We start from the raw sequence: 16,736 nt of genomic DNA on the forward strand, positions 1-16,736 counted from the left end.
CGATGCCGCAGAGGCCAGCCCGGCACGGCGACCAGCCACGACGCGACGACCTGGTGGAGTTGCGGGTGCACGGCGTGTCGGGGGCCCGCCCCTCGGTCGTGCTGCACGAGACGAGGGTGCGGCAGGTCGCGGGCGACGACAGCGGCGGTTTCCACCGCCGCGCCGGACCCGACGGCGCCGACCCGGACGGGCTGACGCTGGAGGCGTACCGCTGGGGTGACCTGCCCTCCGGCACGGTGGCTCGGACGCTCTCCATGGTCTTCCTGTTGCCGTTCATGCTCAGCAACCTGGCGGTGTGGATGCGGCCCGCCGGCCGCGCCGCCGCCGGGGTCACCGTCCTGTGCCGGCTCCTCGCGCTGAACCTCACAGTGGTGTACGTGGTGTCCATCGCCGGGGTCGCCCTCGACCTGCTGGCCTGGCGGTGTCTCGGCGCGGCCCACTGCCGGGCGCCCTTCGACTCGCCGGCCGGCTTCGACGACCGACACGTCGGGCAGCGGCTGGCCGTGCTGGCGCTGCTGCCGATCGCCGCGGTCGCGCTCCTGCGGCTGCTCGGGACCCGCCGCTCCCGCCCGTCCGGCAACCCCCTGTGGGCGGTGGAGCCGCTGGTGGGGCGGCTGCGGGCGATCCACGTCGCCGCCGCGCTCGCCGTCCTCGATCTGCTGTTGCTCACGGCCCGTCGCGCCAGCGGCGCGACGCCCACGACGACGCTGCTGCTGACGCTCAGCGCGGCGGTCCTGCTGGCCGGCGTCGGCCTGCTCGCCGTGCCGGGGCTGATCGACCGTGCGGCGACCGCGTGGATGTCCACCTGGGCCGCCCGCTCGGTGGGCGTGGTGGCGGCCGGGCTGACCGTGGCGACCCTCGTCACTGTCGCGAGCGACGAGCGGGGCTGGTCGTCGTCGACCACGCTCCCCGGCTACGGCGCGATCACGGGCGCCGCGCTGCTCGGCCAGATGGTGCTGCTGGTGCTGCTCTGCGGGCTGGTGCTGTGGCCTCTCGGTCGCGCCCGGGACCGGTCCGCCCTGCCGCGGGGACTGGGCGCGACGGTCATCGCGGCCATCGCGGTCGGCCTGACCGGTGCGCTCTCCGCCGGCCTCGTCTACCAGACGGGGGATCTGCTCGGCGGCTATCGCGGTGACGGGGGGCCGGCACTGCCGTACCGGTGGACGATCCTGGCGGTGTTCCTGCACGTGGCCGCGGCGGTGCTGGCGTGCGGCGCGTTGACCCTGGTGTCCCGGCGTCGCCGCTGCCGTGCGGCGGCGGACATCGCCGCCCGCGACTTTCCCGCCGCGCCGCCGGAGGCGACCGGGCGGCTGCGGGAGGTCAGCAGGGCCGTGGCCCGGGCGCGATTCACGGAGTGGCTGGGCCGGCTGGCCACCGTGTACGCGGCGCTCGCGGTGGTCGGGCTGGCCACGAGTCTGCTCGGGCAGTTCGGGCGGGAACCGGGCGAGGTGGCGTGGCAGGTTCTCGGGCTGCCGACCCGGTTCGTCGGGATGGCACTCACGGGGGGCACCTACCTCGTCACCGCGGTGGTCCTCGCCCTGCTGTCGGGCGGTGTGTTCGCCTACCGCACGGCATGGTTCCGTCGGCACGTCGGGATCCTGTGGGACCTGGGCACCTTCTGGCCCCGGGCCGCCCACCCGTTCGCGCCTCCGAGCTACGCCGACCGCGCGGTGCCGGAGCTGGCCGACCGGATCACCTACCTGGCCGACCGGCACGCCGGGGTGCTGCTGTGCGGGCACAGCCACGGGTCGGCGTTGCTGGCCCTCGCGGTGCTGCGGCTGCCTCCGCGAACACGCCGACGGGTCGCGCTGCTCACCTACGGCTCCCCGCTGGACCGCCTCTACGCCCGGCTCTTTCCGGCGTACCTGAACGAGACCGTGTTGCGCGAGGTGGGGGAGCGGATCGGCTGGCGGTGGCTCAACCTCTGGCGCGACACGGACCCGGTCGGCGGTTGGATCTTCGCCGCGCACCGGCCCGGCGATCCGCCGCCGGACGCCGCCGACCCGGCCGGGCGGGTCGACCGGAGGCTGCGCGATCCGCGGGACCTGCTGCCTCCGCCGGGAGAGCGTCGACCGCCACCCCTGCGCGGGCACCACCCGGACGAGTCCGCGCCCGAGTTCCGGGCGGCCCTGCGGGAACTCGCCGGCCGGTTGCGCGTCCCGAACGGCGAGTGAGCCCTCACCGGTCCTCGGACAGCCGCTCGGACTCCGCGACCACCGTGCGGATCTTGCGCAGGGTGGCGTCGGGGGCGTGCACGGCGGTACGCCACCGGTTGAGCGTGCGGGTCAGCACCCGGACGACGAACTGCAACTGGTTGACCTGCTCGCGCAGCAGCCCCAGCTCCGACCGGGCGCTCACCGCCTCGCTCTCCAACTCGGTGATCCGCGTCTGCAGGGGCTGCACGAGCGTCAGGGCGGCCTCGGTGAGCGTGTCCGCGGCGTCGGCCTTGAACTTGCCCCGCTGTGACACGACCGTGGCGAGGGCGGCCAGGCCGGTCGTGCCGCCGAGGACGCCGAGCAGACTCAGCAACACCTGCACCCAGTGCGGCGCCTCGGGTGTCGATACCGCGATCACGTGACACCTCCCACGACCCGTCGGTGGGTCGCGCACTGGTGTCCGTAGGCCAGGCAGCGCAGCTCGACGGCGATCTGGGCTACCCGCCAGAAGGACCCCAGCGGCACCGCGCTGATCAACGACGCGGCGACGACGCCCTGCTGACCCGCCACCGCCACCAGGGCCACCGCGTACATGCCGGTGATGGTGCCGAGCATCAGCACGGACGCGAACTCGATGCCGAGACCGGTGGAGAGCCGGCCGGGCCACAGGATGCCCAGCAGCCCGCCCACACCGACGGCGATGAGGGCGACCTCCCAGCCGAGCTGGATGGGTTCCGGCATGGACAGCTGTACCGACGGTGGTCGGACGTCGAGCGCGAGCAGTAGGACCCCACAGACGGGCGTCGTGATCAGCGCGGCCACCTCGAACGGTTGGTGCTTGGCGCGGTTACGCAGTTGCCCCACGGCGACTCCTTGGTCGATGACCGTGCTCACCGGCCCGCCACCGGGGCTTGTGCCGGTGGGGTGGGTCGCGACCGCGCGGCGGTCCGTGCGGCGAAGCCGAGGGCGGCGGTGCAGGAGGACGGTCGATGGACGACGCGCCGCCGTTGGCTGCCGATATCTGCCTGTTTAGCACCGCCGGGCGGTTGGCGTCCACCCGCGCTGAGTCGTATTTCCGCAGGTCAGAGGCGGCCGGTCACCGCCGCAGCAGGGCGCGCAGCGCCCCGACCACCACCGCGGGGGCCTCTTCCGCCATGAAGTGCCCGCAGGTGACCGTCTGGTGGTCGAGGTCGGGCGCCCAGGCCCGCCACACCCCGGCCGCGTCGTAGCCGAGCGCCGCGCCCCAGTCCTGCTGGAGCACGGTCACCGGCATCCGCAGGTGGTTGCCCGCCGCCCGGTCGGCGGCGGTGAGCGTCACGCCGTCGGCGACGGTGACGCGCTGGTAGTCGAATCCGTTCATCCTCGGCTCCACGGGGAACCTTCCTGATGAGCAGGGTCGGCTCGGGCGGTGGCCCGTCGCCGTCGTACGGTGTCGAGCCCGCCCGGCGGTGATCAGCAGCCGGTCAGCGCCGCATCAGTGCCCGCCGGCACAGCCGCCTAGATTGGTGTCATGACCAGGCAACCGACGTCACCGGCGGAGGTGACGTTCGGCGTACTCGGGCCGGTGACCGCCGCCACCGGGGGCGGCCCGGTCCCGCTGCGGGGGCACCGGCAGCGCCTCGTACTGGCCCGGTTGTTGATCGCCCACGGCCGGGTGGTGCCGGTGGACCGCCTCGTCGACGACCTGTGGGAGGTCCCGTCCGACGGCGCGGTGGGTGCCATCCGGACCTTCGTCGCCGACCTGCGGCGGGCGCTGGAGCCCGACCGGCCGCCCCGGCAGCCACCCCGCCTCCTGGTCACCGAACCCCCGGGGTACGCGCTGCGGGCCGCGCCGGACGCGGTGGACGCCGCACGCTTCGAGGCGGCCGTCGGCGAGGCGGGACGACTGCTCACGGGTGGACTGCCCGCACCGGCCCTGGTCGCGCTGGACACGGCTCTCGGGCTCTGGCGCGGACCCGCGTACGCGGACTGTGCCGGCGCACTCTGGGCCGTCGCGGAGATCAACCGGCTGGACGAGCTGCGGATGCTCGCCGTCGAACGGCGGGCCGAGGCGTTGCTCGCGCTGGGTCGGCCGGACGAGGCCGCCGCCGAACTGCCCGGCCACCTCGCCGGACATCCGCTGCGGGAGGACGCCTGGAGGCTGCTCGCGTTGGCGCGCTACCGGGCCGGCCGGCAGGGCGAGGCGCTGGCCGCGCTGCGCGAAGCCCGTGACGCTTTGGTGTCCGCGCTGGGCGTGGACCCGGGACCCGAGCTGCGCAGGCTGGAGGCCGACATCCTGGCTCAGGCGGCACACCTCACCCCCACCCCCGTGGTGGCCGGCCCGGCCGGACCCGTTCCAGGTGGCGGGCCGGTATCGCGACCGTTCGTCGGGCGGGACGCGGAGTTGGCGCGGCTGCGGCACGCCGCCGAGGCCGCCACCCGGGCGGGCCGGCCGACGCTCGCCCTGCTCAGTGGGGACCCGGGCGCCGGCAAGTCCGCCCTCGCCGAGGAGCTGACCCGGCAGCTCGCCGCCGAGGGCTGGAGCACGGCCTGGGGTCGCAGCCCCGAGTACGACGGCGCACCGGCCGCCTGGCCGTGGAGCCAGATCACCGACGCGCTCACCGAGCCGCCCGGATCGGTGGGCGGCGGGCTGGCCGAGCCGGCGGTGACCGATGGTCCGGGTGATCCCGCGGTGGCCCGGTTCCGTCGGCACCGCGCGGTGGCGGCGCTGGTGTCCGCCGTCGCCGACCGGGGACCCCTGCTGGTGGTCCTGGACGATCTGCACCGCGCCGACGGGGACACGTTGGACCTGCTCACCGGTCTGCTCGCCGGCCCGCAACCGGCCACCGGTCCGGTGCTGGTCCTCGGCACCTACCGGGCCACCGAGATCAGCCCGGAGCTGACCGCCGCGCTGGCCCGCGCGGCCGGACTCGAACCGGTGCGGGAATACCTCGGCGGACTGTCCGTGGAGGCGACCGGTGAGTTGGCCCGTGCCGTCGCGGGGTCGGAGCTGGACCCGCCCACCGTCCGGCTGATCCACCATCGCAGCGGCGGCAACCCGTTCTTCGTCCGGGAGCTGGCCCAGTTGTCCGCGAGCGCGGGTCAGTCGGCGCTGGCGGCGGTGCCACCGGGGGTACGCGACGTGATCCGGCACCGCCTCGCACAGCTGCCCGCGCCGACCCGTACCGTGCTGCGGCAGGCGGCGGTCCTCGGCCGGGACCTCGATCCGGTCGTGCTCGGCGAGCTGGCGGGCGACCCGGCGGCGCTGCTGGACGCCGTGGACCGCGGGTTGCAGGCCGGTTTCCTGAGCGAGCAGGAGCCCGACGGGCGACTACGGTTCACCCACATCCTGGTCCGCGACACGCTCTACGCCGACCTGTCCGGGTCGCGTCGCGCGGCCTGGCACGCCGCCGTGGCCGAGGCGATGCGGCGGCAGCAGCCCGTCGACCCCGCCGCGCTCGCCCACCACCTGCTGCACGCCGGTGGGCGGGAAGCCGCCCACCGCGCAGCCGGCTACGCCCGAACCGCTGCCGAACAGGCCGAACGCGACGGCAACCCGCACGAGGCGGCCCGGCTGTGGGCGCAGGTCCTCGACGCGTACGACCGGGCCGGGCGGGACGAGCGACGCGAGCGACTCAGCGCCGTGCTCGGCCTCGGGCGCGGGCTGGCGGTGACGGGTCGGTTGGCCGAGGCGCGGCGGTACCGCGCCGCGGCGCTCACCGACGCCGAGGCGGTCGGTGACCCGCGGCTGACCGCCGAGGTGCTCGCCGGGTTCGACGTACCCGCCATCTGGACCCGCAACGACGACGAGGCGCTCTCCGAGCGGATCGCTCGCGCCGCCGAGCACGCCCTGACCGGCCTCGGTCCGACCGGCTCGGCGCAACGCAGCCGGCTGCTGGCCACGCTCGCGCTGGAACTGCGGGGCAGCACCGGCGACCGTGGTCGCCGGGCCGCGGCCGAGGCCGAGCGGATCGCCCGGACCGTCGGGGATCCCGGGCTGCTGGCGTTCGCGCTCAACGCGCGTTTCATGCACTCCTTCCACCGTGTCGGGCTGGCCGACGAGCGCGCCCGGATCGGCGCGGAGCTGGTCGACCTGGCCGCTCCCCGTCAGTTGGTGACCGTCGAGGTGCTGGGTCACCTCGTCCTGCTCCAGGCCTGCTGCGCGCGGGCCGACCGGGCCGGCGCGGACGCGCACGCCCGCGCCGCCGACCGACTCGCGCAGCGGTACGAGTTGCCGCTGGTCGGGGTCTTCACCGGCTGGTACGCCGCGCTGCGCCGGGCGGTCGGCGGTGACCAGGACGCTGCGGTGACCGCGTACCGGGCTGCCGCCGAACGCCTGCCCGCCGACGCCATGCCGGGACTGGCCCGGGGGTTGCTGCCGCTCGCCCTGCTCGGCCTGCGACTGGCCGACGCGGTCGGCGAGGCCCGGCTCGTTCCCGGACGTCAGCGCCCGATTCCCGGGCCGGACGACGAGGACTGGGCGCGGCTGGACTGGGGGCCGCACGAGCCCTGGGTCCGACCACTGCTGCTCGCCGCCGCCGACGACCAGGTCGCCACCCGGGCGGCGCTGCGGGCACTCCCGGACGGGCCGCACGACCTGCTGTGGGAGGTGCGGCTGTGCCTCACCGCTCGGGCGGCGCTCGCCGTCGGCGACCGGCCCACCATGGAGCGCGTCGCCACCGCGCTCCGCCCGGCCGCCGCCGAGCTGGCCGCCGGCAGCGGGATGGTCACCGCCGGCCCGGTGGCGGGGCACCTCGCCGAGCTGGCCACCGCTCTGGGCCGCGACGAGGAGGCCGCCGGGCACCGCCGTACCGCCCGAGCGCTCACCGCGCGCGCCCGCGCCGACGACCCGACCTGAGCGCTGTCAGGGCCGGCAGCGTCAGGTACGCCAGCTCTTCCCGACCAGGCCCGTACGCGCCGCCGGCGGTTACCGTCGGTCACCTCCGTGGGGGTGGATGCGGTAGTGAGCGATATACCTCAGGGTCATATTTATGACGCTGAGGTATACCGCTCAACAGCACACCGACCTGGCGGGCAGCTCGGCGACTTGCCGGAACGTGCCGAACCGGCAACCGGGGTGCGGTCAGATGTAACCACCGGCGCGTGCACCGTCGCGCCAACGATCGAGGGGGTACGCGTGGAGGTGCTCGTCCTGATCGTGGTGCTGGGCGGCACCGTCCTGATCGGCACCACCCTCGGTGGTCGGTACCGGGTCGCGCCGCCGGTCCTGCTCATCGCGTTCGGCGTGGTGCTCGGGCTCACGCCGCCGCTGTCCGAGGTGACTCTGGAACCGGACCTGGTGCTGCTGATCTTCCTGCCGGCGATCCTGTACCGGGAGAGCCTCACCATCAGCCTGCGCGAGATCCGGGCCAACCTGCCGGTGATCGGCCTGCTCGCGGTGGTGCTCGTGGTGCTCACCATGGTGACGGTGTCGTTCACCGCGCAGGCGTTCGGCGTGAATCCGGCCGCCGCCTGGGTGCTCGGCGCGGTCCTCGCGCCGACCGACGCCGCCGCCGTCACCGGTCTGGCCAAACGGTTGCCCCGCAAGCTCCTCACCACGCTGCACGCGGAGAGCCTGATCAACGACGGAACCGCGCTGGTGGTCTTCGCGGTGACCGTGGGTCTGCTCAGCCAGAGCGCCAAGCCGGGCGTGCTGGGCATCAGCGAGGAGTTCGTCGGCGCCAGCGTCGGCGGCGTCCTCGCCGGTCTGCTGGTGGGGGCCGCCGTGGTGCTGATCCGCAAGCGGCTCGACGATCCGTTGCGCGAGGGTGCGCTGAGCGTGCTGACACCGTTCGGCGCCTTCCTGCTCGCCGACTCGGTGCACGCCAGCGGAGTGCTGGCGGTGGTGGTCGCCGGGCTGGTGCTGGCCTACGCCGGCCCGCGGGTGATCCGCGCCCGGTCCCGGGTGCTGGCGTACGCGTTCTGGGACCTGACCACGTTCCTGATCAACGGCGGGTTGTTCGTCCTGCTCGGCACGCAGATCCCCCGGGCGGTGCGGGGCATCACCAGCACCTCGCCCGAGCGGGCGCTGGTGATCGTGCTGGTGGTCACCCTGGTCGTCGTGTCCACCCGGCTGCTCTTCATCTACCTCACCGCGCAGTCGGCCCGGCTGCGGCGTCGCCGGATGGTGGACGACGGCGAGGGTCCGTCCGGCTGGCGGGTGGCGACCGTGGGGGGCTGGTCCGGTTTCCGGGGCGCGGTGTCACTCGCCGCCGCGTTGGCCGTCCCGACGATGACGGTCGCCGGTCGGCCGGTGGTCGAACGCGACCTGATCATCTTCGTCACCGCGTTGGTGATCGTGCTGATCATGCTGATTCAGGGCACCACCCTGCCGCTCGTGGTGCGCTGGGCCGGGCTGGTCGGCGACCCGGAACGCGTCGACGAGACCCGGCACGCCCGACGACGGGCCACCGAGGTGGGCCTGGCCGCCCTGCCGCAGGTCGCCGCCGAGGTCGGCGCCCGGGAGGATTCGGTACGTCGGTTGCAGGCCGAGTACCAGCGGCACCTGGAGGATTTCAACGAGAGCGGGGGGAACACCGCCGAGGAACGTCGCCTGGAACATCGACTGCGCCTCGGGGTCCTCGCGCACAAGCGGCGGGAGGTCACCCGGCTGCGTGACAACCGGGAGATCGACGACCTGGTCCTGCAGGAACTCCAGGCCGCGCTGGACAACGAGGAGATCCGGTTGCTGGGGCGCGAGCCCAACGACTGATCGGCCGTCTCGTCACAGCACCTGCGCGAGGAACCGGCGCAGCCGAGGATGCTCGGCCCGCTCGAAGATCGCCTCGGGCTGGCCGGCCTCCAACACCACGCCCCGGTCCATGAAGGCGACGGTGTCGGCGACCTGCCGGGCGAAGCCCATCTCATGGGTGACCACCACCATGGTCATGCCCGCGGCGGACAGGTCGGCCATCACCCCGAGGACACCCTTGACCAACTCCGGGTCGAGCGCCGAGGTGGCCTCGTCGAAGAGCATCACCTCCGGCCGCAGGGCCAGCGCCCGGGCGATCGCCACGCGTTGCTGCTGACCGCCGGAGAGCTGCGCCGGTCGTGCGTCGGCCTTGCCGGCCAACCCCACCAACTCCAACTGGTTACGCGCGACGGTTTCCGCCTCGTCCTCGCCGAGCTTGCGGAGCCGGCGCAGCGCGAGGGTGACATTGCGCAGCACGCTCATGTGCGGGAAGAGGTTGAACTGCTGGAACACCATGCCCACCCGCTGCCGCAGCGCGTCCGGGTCGTCGCCCAGCACGCTGCGCCCGTCCAGCAGCACGTCGCCGCGGTCCGGCTCGATCAGTCGGTTGATGGTGCGCAGCAGCGTCGACTTGCCCGACCCGGACGGGCCGATCACGCAGGCCGTCGCGCCGCGCGGCACCGTGAGGTCGACGCCGCGCAGCACCCGGTTCGGTCCGAAGGCCAGGTGCACGTCGCGTACGTCGAGGCTGACCGAGGTGGTCGTGTCGGTGGTCATCACCGGTGTCCTTCCGTCGCGGCGTACGCCGAATTGGTGTCGTCGTCCTCGTCTGTCGGTGTGGTCGCCGGCCGGCCGTTGCGCAGCCGCCGGTCGATCCAGTTGACGACGTGCGTCAGTGGGACGGTCAACACCAGGTAACAGAGCCCGGCCAGCAGCAGCGCCGACTCGTTGCCGGTGGTGGCGGCGTAGTCCTGCCCGATCCGGAACAGCTCCCGTTGACTGGCCACCAGGCCGAGGAAGTAGACCAGGCTGGAGTCCTTGATCAGGGCGATGAGCTGATTCACCCAGGCCGGCAGCACCCGCCGGATGCCCTGCGGGATGATCACCAGCCGCATCGCGTCGGTCCAGGAGAAGCCGAGGGCGCGGGCGCCCTCCAGTTGGGCGGCCTCCACCGACTGGATGCCGGACCGGAAGATCTCCCCGATGTACGCGGCCGCGATCAGCGACAGCGCCAGGATGCCCAACGGGTAGGGGTCCGGTCCCCAGACCTGCATGCCCAGCGGCGCCAGCCCGACGCCGATCAGCAGGATCGTCGCCGCGGCCGGAAGTCCTCGGAACACGTCGGTGTAGACCCGCGCCGGCCAGCGCAGCCAACGGCTGCGCGAGATGCCGGCGACGGCCAACAGCAGGCCCAGCACCGAGCCGAGCAGGGCGGCGGAGACCGCCAGGATCAGCGTGTTGGGCAACCCGACGGTCAGCATCTCGGGCAGCGCCTCGCGCATCGCGTCGATGTCGAAAAAGGTCTCCCACAGCGTGCTCAACGGATCCATCGGTCGCCTCTCCTACCGCCCTGCTCGCTCGTCACCAGGTCAGGACGCGGCCGACGCGGACGCCGCAGGCGTGACCGTTCCACTGCCCGGCTTGAAGTCCGCCGGGATCGGCCGACCGGGGTAGTACTGCGCCTGCAACCGGCTCCAGGTGCCGTCCGCGATGACCTCGTCGAGGCCCTTGTTCAGCGCCTCGCGCAGCTTGTCGCTGCCCTTGGCCACGGCGTACGCCGTCGGCGCCGGGCTGAGCTGCTTGGCCGCCACGGTGATCTTGCCGGTGCTGTCGGCGGCCGACTTCTCGCCGATCTCGGCCGGAGCGATCCACGCGTCGGCGGTGCCGGCCTTGAGCTGGTTGATCGCGCCGTTGTAGTCCGGCACCCGGACCGGGTCGAGCTGCTTACCGGTGGCGTAGTCGTCCTGCACGGTGCCCTGCACCACCACGACCCGCTTGCCGGCGAGCTGGTCGAAGGCGGTGATCGGCGAGCCGGCCGGCACGTCCAGGCCGAAGTAGCCGAAGTCGTAGCCGTTGCCGAAGTCGACGGTCTTCTTGCGCGCCTCGGTGATGGTGATCGAGGAGCTGCCCACGTCGAACTTGTGGTTGTTGACCTGGGACAGCAGCGCGGAGAAGTCGGTGCCGACGAACTCGACAGTGAGGCCGAGCTTGCCGGCCACGGCGGTCAGCAGGTCGTTGTCGAAGCCGGTGAACGTGCCGTCCTTGAGGTACACGTTCGGCGGGGCGTCGGTCAGCGTGCCGGCCCGCAGCACGCCCGGCTGCGCCAGGCCGTACGGGTTGGCGGCGGCGTCGGACGAGGTGTCGTCGCCGCAAGCGGTGAGAGCGGTGGCGGCCAGGATCGTGGCCGCGCCCAGGGCTGCGGCACGGGTCAGGGCAGGAAGGATTCGCACGGGTGTCTCCGAAAGGGGTCGTGTCTCGGCGGGCACGGACGTGTGCCGCCGACGGTGCGCCCGATGGGCGTACCGCTGGAAAGGCTCGGAAAAAGAAAGGTGCGCTAGTGCCGGGGGCCGCGTCGACACGCGGCGCTGCACATTCGCATCATGTCCACGTGCCGCCGCCGGGTCAGTGCCGGCGTGGGCTGACCGGCGCGGAGTTCCGCGACATCGGTCGGTGGGGCGGTGCTGAGGATGCGCATGGTTCTCCCGGGTCTGTGCTGACCTGGGTGCCAGGCCACGCTTGCACCGGCGTCGTGCCGGTGCCTGGTCTTCACCCGGGGCACCCCACCGCGGAGGAGGGTTGCCGGCCAGCGAGCCGGGGCTTCGCGCTGGCACTCATGACCTGCAGCGAGGCTAGCAGCACGCACGGGTGGATCGTCCAGTCGTTATGACCACGCTCACCGTGCGCGGAGGATGCTCGGCCCGCAGGTCAGCCGGCGTGCACGTGCGGCCGGCGACCCGGGTCGGGTTCCTGGCGGCGCAGGATCTCCCGGGTGACCGAGGCGATCGCGCCCTGCCCGAACGCCAGGTAGCGCAGGAAGTTGCGGGCCGGGCCGCCCTCGCTCCACTCGAAGTAGATGTGCGGTCGCCGCCCGGTGCGGTCGCGGATCTCCAGCAGCAGGACGGCGAGCGCGTTGGGCACCGAGGAACTGGTCAGGCTGAGCACCGCGAAGCTGTCGTCGGCCAGGCCGCCGCGTACCAGCAACTCGGTCTCGAAGTCCGACGGGTCGGTGACGTGCACCTCGACGAAGATCACGTCGCTGTCGTCGGGGAAGTCGTTGTCCGCCATCGTCTGGCTCAACTTCGCGCGGTACTCGGCCTCGTCGTGCCGGTCGGGCTCGTGGGCGACGAGCCGGATCCGCCGTCCAGCGCGTTCGTCGATCATCCGGGTGGCGACCGGATCCAGCTCGATCCGGTCCACCCGCAGCTCGTAGGCCCGGGACACCCGGGACAGCGCGGAGACCACGATGATCCCGCCGATGAAGCAGGCGGCGATCTTGACGCCGTCGGGGCGCTCCACCACGTTCGCCAGGGTGGTGTAGACGAAGACCACCGCGATGACGCCGAACGCGGCGGTGCGACCGCGCTGACGGCGCCGGGCCGCCGCCAGCGTCACCGCCGTCGCCGCCGAAGTGATCAACACCAGCACACCTGTGGCGTACGCGCCGCCCTGCGCGTCCACGCTGGCATCGAAGACGACCGTGATCAGGAAGGCCACCGTGGTGAAGACCAGCACCAGCGGCCGGACGGCCCGCGCCCAGGCCGGTGCCATGCCGTAGCGGGGCAGGTAGCGGGGGACGAGGTTGAGCAGTCCGGCCATCGCCGACGCCCCCGCGAACCAGAGGATCCCGATGGTGGACAGGTCGTAGACGGTGCCGAACACCTCCCCAAGGTGCTGGTGCGCCAGGTAGGCCAGCGCCCGGCCGTTCGCCGGCCCGCCCGGCCGGAAGTCCTCCGCCGGGATCAGGATGGTGGTCGTCACGCTGCTGGTGATCAGGAAGACGCTCATGATCACCGCGGCGGTGGTGAGCAGCCGGCGTGCGCCGCGGATCCGGCCCAGCGGTCGAGCCTCGGAGTCCTGCCGGTCGCCCCGTACGCTCGGCATCACGGCCACGCCGGTCTCGAAGCCGGACAGGCCCAACGCCAGTTTCGGAAAGACCAACAGCGACAGCCCGACCACCAGCCAGGGATCGCCGTGCCCGGTGGTCAGCGCGGTGGTCCAGTCCCCGACCGCGCTCGGGTGCGTCACCACCCGCCACAGCGCGTCGACCACCACCACCGCGTTCAGCGCCAGGTAGGCCGCCACCAGCACGACGGCGATGCCGATGGCCTCGGTGAATCCCTTGAGGAACACCGCTCCCAACAGGGCCACCAGCAGCAGCGTGACAAGTACCTCGTGTCCCTTGAACCCGTCCGGCCAGAACGGGTTCTCGTCGATGTGCGCGGTCGCGTCGGCGGCCGACAGGGTGATGGTGATGATGAAGTCGGTGGCCGCGAAGCCGAGCAGCACCAGCACCAGCAGCTTGCCCGGCCAGTAGCTCAGCAGGCGTACCAGCATCGCGATGGAACCCTCACCGTGCGGGCTCTCCACCGCCACCCGCCGGTAGACCGGCAGCGCGCCCAGCAGCGTCACCAGCACCAGCACCAGGGTCGCCACCGGCGACAGCGCCCCGGCGGCCAGCGCCGCGATGCCCGGCTGGTAGCCCAGGGTGGAGAAGTAGTCGACGCCGGTCAGGCACATCACCTTCCACCACGGATGCTGCCGGTGCTCCGGCGGGCGTCCGTGCGGCCCCGGGTGCCGCGCGGCCTGGTCCGAGCCCGCGTCGAGCAACCACCCCCGCAGCCGACCGCCGCGTCTGTCCACCTCCATCGGCGCGTCCCCCGTCATCCGCCCATGGTCACCGTGAGTATCCGCCCGTCGGGCCGCGCCCGTCCCCGGGTGCCCGGAACCCACCCGCCGGCGGGCTGGTTTCGGGTCGCGGGCACGGGGGATGCAGCCCTCCCGGATCGGCGGGAGCGCACCGGGCCGGACGGAGCCGGGGGAGGGGACAGGCATGGCCGGTGGCCGTCGATTCCGCCCCGGTGGTGGCTTCGGTCGCCAACTGGACGAGCATGAGAGCACGGATGGCGTGCCGCCGTCGACGGTGTCGCCCGACCCGCCCACCGGCGGTCTGGTGGACAGCGCGGTCTACGTTCGAGGGCACCGCTTCGCCTCGCCGTCCGGGCTCGCCGAGACGTACCGCTGCCTGCAGGAGCAGGACGCCGCGATGGCCTGGATCGGGTTGTACCGGCCCGACATCGAGCAGATCACCTCGCTGGCCCGGGAGTTCCGGCTGCACGACCTGGCGGTCGAGGACGCGATCAACGCCCACCAGCGACCCAAGCTGGAGCGGTACGGGCACACCCTGTTCGTGGTGCTGCGCGCCGCCCGCTACGACGACCTGCGCGAGGAGGTCGAGTTCTCCGAGCTGCACCTGTTCATCGGGCCGGGCTTCGTGGTCACCGTCCGGCACGGTGAGGTCCCGGACCTGGCCGCGGTGCGGCGGCGGATGGAGACCGACGCGCCGATGCTGGCCCGGGGTCCGGAGGCGGTCCTGTACGCGATCCTCGACCAGGTCGTCGACGGGTACGCGCCGGTGGTGGCCGGGCTGGAGAACGACATCGACGAGATCGAGACCCAGGTGTTCGGCGGCGACCCGAACGCCAGCCGGCGCATCTACGGCCTGAGCCGCGAGGTCATCCAGTTCCAGCGGGCCGCCCGGCCCCTGCTCACCGTGCTCGACGCGCTTGCCGACGGCGCCAGCAGTGCCGGCACGGACGAGGAGTTGCGCCGCTACCTGCGGGACGTGACCGACCACCTGACCCAGGTGGTGGAGCGGGTGGACGGTTTCCGGCACCTGCTGCAGAACATCCTCACCGTCAACGCCACCCTCGTCTTGCAGCAGCAGAACGAGGAGATGCGCAGCCTGACCGCGGCGAGCTACGCGCAGAACGAGGAACTGAAGAAGGTCTCGTCCTGGGCGGCGATCCTGTTCGCACCCACACTCATCGGCACCGTGTACGGGATGAACTTCGTCCACATGCCCGAGTTGAACTGGCGTTTCGGCTACCTGTTCGCGTTGCTGCTGATGCTGCTGGTCTGCGGCACCCTCTACGTGATCTTCAAGCGGCGCGGCTGGTTGTGAACCACCCCGGCCGGGATCACTCGATGCCGCGCAGGATGTGCCGTTCGTCTTCGACGTCGTCGTCGCCACCGGCGATCCGGCCGAGAAGGACGGCCGCGGCCCAGATCGTCAGTGGCGTCGCCGCCCCGGTCATGCCGCCGCCGGTCCGGTCGTCCCGGGCCTGGCTCCGCTCCGCACGTGCTGGTCTGCGCTGAGCCTGCATGGGCCCCGCCTCTCCTCGTCGACGCCGTCGTCGGTGGCGCGGCGTCAGCGCGCCACCGGTCGGGCGAACCACGCGCTGGCGGGTCACCACCGGTACGACAGCCACCTCGAACCTTCCCACGCCCGGCCGCATTCGCACCGCTTGTTTTCGGGTTTCCGACTGCGGCCTGCCAAACCGGACATAACGGATCGACGTTGTCCGGACCGGCCGGCTGGGTAGCGAGACCGGGTGCGCCGAGCTGCCGAGATGGACTCGCCTGTCGTCCCCGACAGGTGAACGCACGGGTCCACGCGGGACGTCGGTCCGGTCGACGTGGGGCCGCCGGTGGTCAGGGCAACGGGTGGGCGATGCCCCGGGCGTGGTCGGTGAGCGCCGCGCCGACCACCGTCGCGGCCAGCGGCAACACCTCAAGGCAGCGGCGCACCGCTGCGGCCATCAGCACGTTCGGCACCCGCATGGAGAGCGTGCAGTGCGGCACCCAGCGGCCCGGCCGGTAGTGCTCGGCCAGCGGGATGCCGGCGGCGGTGAGCCGGTCGGACACCATCCGCTGGTGGGTCAGCAACTCCGCGGTGGGAGCCGGGCCGAGCCAGAGCACCCGGCCGACGAACTGCCCGGCATGCTGGAAGTCCAGTCGCAGCGGGGCCGCGACGACAGTCCCGCGCAGCGCCTCGGCGACCTGCTCGGGGTTGAAGCGGGGCGCCACCGCGAGCGAGACGTGTGGTCGGTGGCGTTGCTCCAACAGGGAACGCATGCTCTGCACGCCCTCAGCCTCCAGGGCGTCCCAGAGTGCCCGGATCCGCCGGGTGGCGTCCGGGTCCAGATACAACTCCAACGCGGCGACCACCCGATCACCGTAGTGGTCGAGGTTTGCGCGCCCGGATCCGGCGGTACCTGACCGGGAACCGACCAGGAGGGCGTGCCCCGTGAATGTGAGTGACCTGCTGACCGAGGCGTACGACCGGCTGCCCGACCTCGTGCGTGCGGCGGTCGACGGCCTCAGCCCTGAGCACCTGCGCTGGGCGCCCGGCCCGAATGCCAACTCGATCGGCTGGCTCGTCTGGCACCTGACCCGGGTCCAGGATCACCACGTCGCCGACCTGCTCGACGCCGAGCAGGTCTGGGTGAACGGCGACTGGGCGGGCCGGTTCGGGCTCACCGCCGACCCGGACAACACCGGCTACGGTCACTCGGCCGCACAGGTCGAGACGGTGCGGCCGGAGAGCGCGCAGGCGCTCATCGACTACTACGAGGCGGTGGCGGCGCGTACCGGATCGTTCCTGGCCGGCCTGCACCCGGCGGACCTGGACCGGGTGGTCGACGAGTCGTGGGACCCGCCGGTCACCCTCGGCGTCCGGCTGGTCAGCATCGTCGACGACGACCTGCAACACGCGGGCCAGGCCGCCTACGTCCGTGGCCTCATCCAGGCCGACTGACTGCCCGGCTCACGGCACGATCACGGCCCGGCCCTCCAGCGTGCCGTCGGCGCATCTCTCGCAGTACGAGTCGACTCCGACCCGTCCATCGGGT

At 72.9% G+C, this 16,736-nt stretch carries 14 protein-coding genes and 1 riboswitch; of the genes, 5 read left to right on the plus strand and 9 right to left on the minus strand.

The window, feature by feature from the left end; genetic code table 11:
- Positions 1-2: 2 nt before the first annotated feature.
- Positions 3-2,174 carry a hypothetical protein gene (locus tag AB0C25_RS22735; RefSeq protein ID WP_357376151.1) on the plus strand — a complete coding sequence of 724 codons (2,172 nt, stop codon included), beginning with the start codon at positions 3-5 and terminating at the stop codon, positions 2,172-2,174.
- Between the two features lie 4 nt (positions 2,175-2,178).
- Here the strand turns inward: AB0C25_RS22735 and AB0C25_RS22740 are convergent, their stop codons facing one another.
- From AB0C25_RS22740 to AB0C25_RS22750, 3 genes are all read right to left on the minus strand, one after another.
- Positions 2,179-2,574 (minus strand): hypothetical protein, encoded by a 396-nt coding sequence (locus tag AB0C25_RS22740; RefSeq protein WP_357376153.1) that lies wholly within the window; start codon positions 2,572-2,574, stop codon positions 2,179-2,181.
- A complete protein-coding gene (locus AB0C25_RS22745) occupies positions 2,571-3,020 on the minus strand; it encodes a hypothetical protein (RefSeq protein WP_357376155.1) in 450 nt (149 codons plus the stop codon). Before AB0C25_RS22745 ends, AB0C25_RS22740 begins: the two co-directional genes overlap by 4 nt.
- 232 nt (positions 3,021-3,252) lie before the next feature.
- Positions 3,253-3,516 (minus strand): hypothetical protein, encoded by a 264-nt coding sequence (locus AB0C25_RS22750; RefSeq protein WP_357376157.1) that lies wholly within the window; start codon positions 3,514-3,516, stop codon positions 3,253-3,255.
- Positions 3,517-3,666: 150 nt separating this feature from the next.
- Here AB0C25_RS22750 and AB0C25_RS22755 point away from each other — a divergent pair, with 150 nt between their 5' ends.
- Both AB0C25_RS22755 and AB0C25_RS22760 read left to right on the plus strand, forming a co-directional pair.
- Complete coding sequence (locus AB0C25_RS22755; protein WP_357376159.1) at positions 3,667-6,993, plus strand: BTAD domain-containing putative transcriptional regulator; 3,327 nt, start codon at positions 3,667-3,669, stop codon at positions 6,991-6,993.
- 279 nt (positions 6,994-7,272) lie between these two features.
- On the plus strand, positions 7,273-8,847 hold the full coding sequence (locus AB0C25_RS22760) for a Na+/H+ antiporter (RefSeq protein ID WP_357376161.1): 1,575 nt from the start codon (positions 7,273-7,275) through the stop codon (positions 8,845-8,847).
- Between the two features lie 12 nt (positions 8,848-8,859).
- Here the strand turns inward: AB0C25_RS22760 and AB0C25_RS22765 are convergent, their stop codons facing one another.
- The 4 genes from AB0C25_RS22765 to AB0C25_RS22780 all read right to left on the minus strand — a co-directional run bounded on the left by AB0C25_RS22765 (position 8,860) and on the right by AB0C25_RS22780 (position 13,710).
- On the minus strand, positions 8,860-9,603 hold the full coding sequence (locus AB0C25_RS22765) for an amino acid ABC transporter ATP-binding protein (RefSeq protein WP_357376163.1): 744 nt from the start codon (positions 9,601-9,603) through the stop codon (positions 8,860-8,862).
- The gene (locus AB0C25_RS22770) at positions 9,603-10,376 is read right to left on the minus strand and encodes an amino acid ABC transporter permease (protein WP_357376165.1); all 774 of its coding nucleotides are present in this window, start codon (positions 10,374-10,376) and stop codon (positions 9,603-9,605) included. The genes AB0C25_RS22765 and AB0C25_RS22770 overlap by 1 nt, the downstream gene beginning before the upstream one ends.
- A gap of 39 nt (positions 10,377-10,415) precedes the next feature.
- On the minus strand, positions 10,416-11,276 hold the full coding sequence (locus tag AB0C25_RS22775; protein ID WP_357376167.1) for an ABC transporter substrate-binding protein: 861 nt from the start codon (positions 11,274-11,276) through the stop codon (positions 10,416-10,418).
- 277 nt (positions 11,277-11,553) lie between these two features.
- Positions 11,554-11,665, minus strand: a riboswitch (SAM riboswitch).
- Between the two features lie 86 nt (positions 11,666-11,751).
- Positions 11,752-13,710 carry an amino acid transporter gene (locus AB0C25_RS22780; RefSeq protein WP_357376169.1) on the minus strand — a complete coding sequence of 653 codons (1,959 nt, stop codon included), beginning with the start codon at positions 13,708-13,710 and terminating at the stop codon, positions 11,752-11,754.
- A gap of 166 nt (positions 13,711-13,876) precedes the next feature.
- Between AB0C25_RS22780 and corA the strand changes: the two genes are divergently transcribed.
- Positions 13,877-15,007: a magnesium/cobalt transporter CorA gene (corA, locus tag AB0C25_RS22785; protein ID WP_357376171.1), complete on the plus strand. Its 1,131-nt coding sequence runs from the start codon at positions 13,877-13,879 to the stop codon at positions 15,005-15,007.
- 16 nt (positions 15,008-15,023) lie between these two features.
- Here the strand turns inward: corA and AB0C25_RS22790 are convergent, their stop codons facing one another.
- Both AB0C25_RS22790 and AB0C25_RS22795 read right to left on the minus strand, forming a co-directional pair.
- The gene (locus tag AB0C25_RS22790; protein WP_357376173.1) at positions 15,024-15,209 is read right to left on the minus strand and encodes a hypothetical protein; all 186 of its coding nucleotides are present in this window, start codon (positions 15,207-15,209) and stop codon (positions 15,024-15,026) included.
- 328 nt (positions 15,210-15,537) lie between these two features.
- Positions 15,538-16,053, minus strand: a complete 516-nt coding sequence (locus AB0C25_RS22795) for a 2'-5' RNA ligase family protein (protein ID WP_357376175.1) — start codon at positions 16,051-16,053, stop codon at positions 15,538-15,540.
- A 79-nt stretch (positions 16,054-16,132) separates the two neighbouring features.
- Here AB0C25_RS22795 and AB0C25_RS22800 point away from each other — a divergent pair, with 79 nt between their 5' ends.
- Positions 16,133-16,642: a DUF664 domain-containing protein gene (locus AB0C25_RS22800; RefSeq protein ID WP_357376177.1), complete on the plus strand. Its 510-nt coding sequence runs from the start codon at positions 16,133-16,135 to the stop codon at positions 16,640-16,642.
- Positions 16,643-16,736: the final 94 nt, after the last annotated feature.

The organism is Micromonospora sp. NPDC048839 (assembly GCF_040649915.1).
GTDB lineage: Bacteria > Actinomycetota > Actinomycetes > Mycobacteriales > Micromonosporaceae > Micromonospora.